Source organism: Bartonella sp. MR90HLJMH, assembly GCF_042194115.1.
In the GTDB taxonomy this organism is placed as follows: Bacteria; Pseudomonadota; Alphaproteobacteria; order Rhizobiales; family Rhizobiaceae; genus Bartonella; species Bartonella grahamii.
Map to the genome: position 1 here is coordinate 1 of NZ_JBHIMM010000031.1, position 1811 is coordinate 1811.

Genomic DNA, 1811 nt, shown 5'->3' on the forward strand with positions numbered 1-1811 from the left:
AAAGATCCGCAAAAACGGGCGCAAATATATGCTGATTTACAACGTGAACTTATGCAAAAAGGACCTTATGCGTTTATCTATCAGAAATATGGCGTCGTCGCGATGACACCGGATATCAAAAAGTGGGTTTGGAATAGTGCACCGCATATTTTTTATAGTAAAATTGAAAAATAAGCGTGTCTTCAATGGTGTTCAATAGATAAAGGACATCGTCATGATATATTCGGCGTATTGTATAAATTTTTAAGCTTTGCAATACGTCGAAGATCATAGGTAATGCGTGATATATTGTTGAATGTCTTTTCAAGACATTCGTTTAAAGAGATTTTTCATTCTCATTAGAGGTGTATTTGTGTGGATGTTAAGATTGAATATTTCAATTTCTCTGAATTGAAAAGTGGTCAATTTATTTGTTAAAAAGCTGAGTGTAACATAAAAAACTAAGTGTAACAAATGTCGCGGAATTTAGTAGTGCTAAAGGTGCAAAGGTTTTGCGATGTTGAAAGAAAGTTTTGTTATGGGGGGTACACAAGGGGTATCAGTTTTTTATGGTGTTCATATTTTCTTTTGCTTTGAAAGATGATGAGATGCCAATTGGGAGGGAGTTATTTTACGGGGAGTGATGAAAAACAATCAAATTTCCTTTTGAAGAAGGAATAAAAGTCGTTGCACTTAGCAAACTAACGAATTTTCCTGTTTTATCAAATCGTCAAATTATTATGAAAGCTCTTTGTTATTAAGGTACTTGAGCCGAAAGGGCTAGTGCTTTGATGGTATGCAAAACGCCGGAAGAAATAAGAGACAAGCTTGCTGAACAAGATAGAGAAAAAATATTGGTTTTATAGTCTTCAATAGTAGGCGTTATGATATCGTGGATAAGCTCTGTTGTTGGTGAGCGTTCATTATATATCAGAATATATCAGAGTGTTTTCCTTTGTATGTTTTTGTTTGGCTTGTAAGTGTAGGCAGGAGGAGTCATTGGCAAGAGGTGCTTGTTCTTGAAGATTTTAAAGCTTGGTCTTTAGGAGCCTATAGTTCGTCTAAACTTAATTATTAAGCACGTTTTGCTGCATGGGGAATTTATACAATAAACGTTAAAAGGAAAAGTCTATGAACGTGAAAAGAAAAATATTGAAAAAGAGCTGTTCTTTTGTTTCTGCTGTTCTTGCAATGGGGATGTTTGTGCAACAAGTTTCAGCAAAAACACCTACCGATACGCTTGTAATGGCTTGGAATCTGGATCCAATAAGTACATTTGACCCTGCACAACTCAATGACCGTTATGGAATTGAAGTGGTTAACAATATTTGTGATAATTTGGTCGTTTCTGCTACAGATGATGCAGCTAAAATGGTTCCTTCTTTGGCAAAGAGTTGGGATGTTTTAAGTGATGACCAGAGTACGGTGATTACTTTTCATTTGCGCGATGGTTTAAAGTTTAACGATGGTAGATTAGCCAATGCCAATGATCTTGTTTGGGGTATGAAGCGGGTTGTGAAATTGAAATTGTCCAATGCGGCAACATTTAATGAATATGGGATTACAGAACAAAACGTTGATGAGGCTTTTCAAGCACCGGACGACAAAACGGTGGTGATGAAATTTGATAAACCTTATCCTGCAGAGCTCATTCTTAGCAATATTTCCACTAATCGCACTGCTGCCTTGCTGGATCGTGAGACACTCATGAAAAACGAACAAGATGGCGATATGGGAAACCGGTATTTGGCAAGTCATTCTGCTTGTGTTGGTCCTTATCAGTTAGAGAGTTGGCGTCCTGGAGAAGCTCTTTTATTGCGTGCAAGCTCCAA

Annotated in this window: 1 protein-coding gene and 1 pseudogene; both read left to right on the top strand. The window is 37.1% G+C overall.

Annotation, left to right across the window (positions count from 1 at the left end; all coding sequences use genetic code 11):
- A pseudogene (locus ACFIJ9_RS08585) lies at positions 1–174 on the top strand (ABC transporter substrate-binding protein); the annotation flags it as partial.
- Between the two features lie 936 nt (positions 175–1110).
- Positions 1111–1811, top strand: a 701-nt coding sequence (locus ACFIJ9_RS08590) for an ABC transporter substrate-binding protein (RefSeq protein WP_375636775.1), incomplete at its 3' end; no start/stop codon positions are given.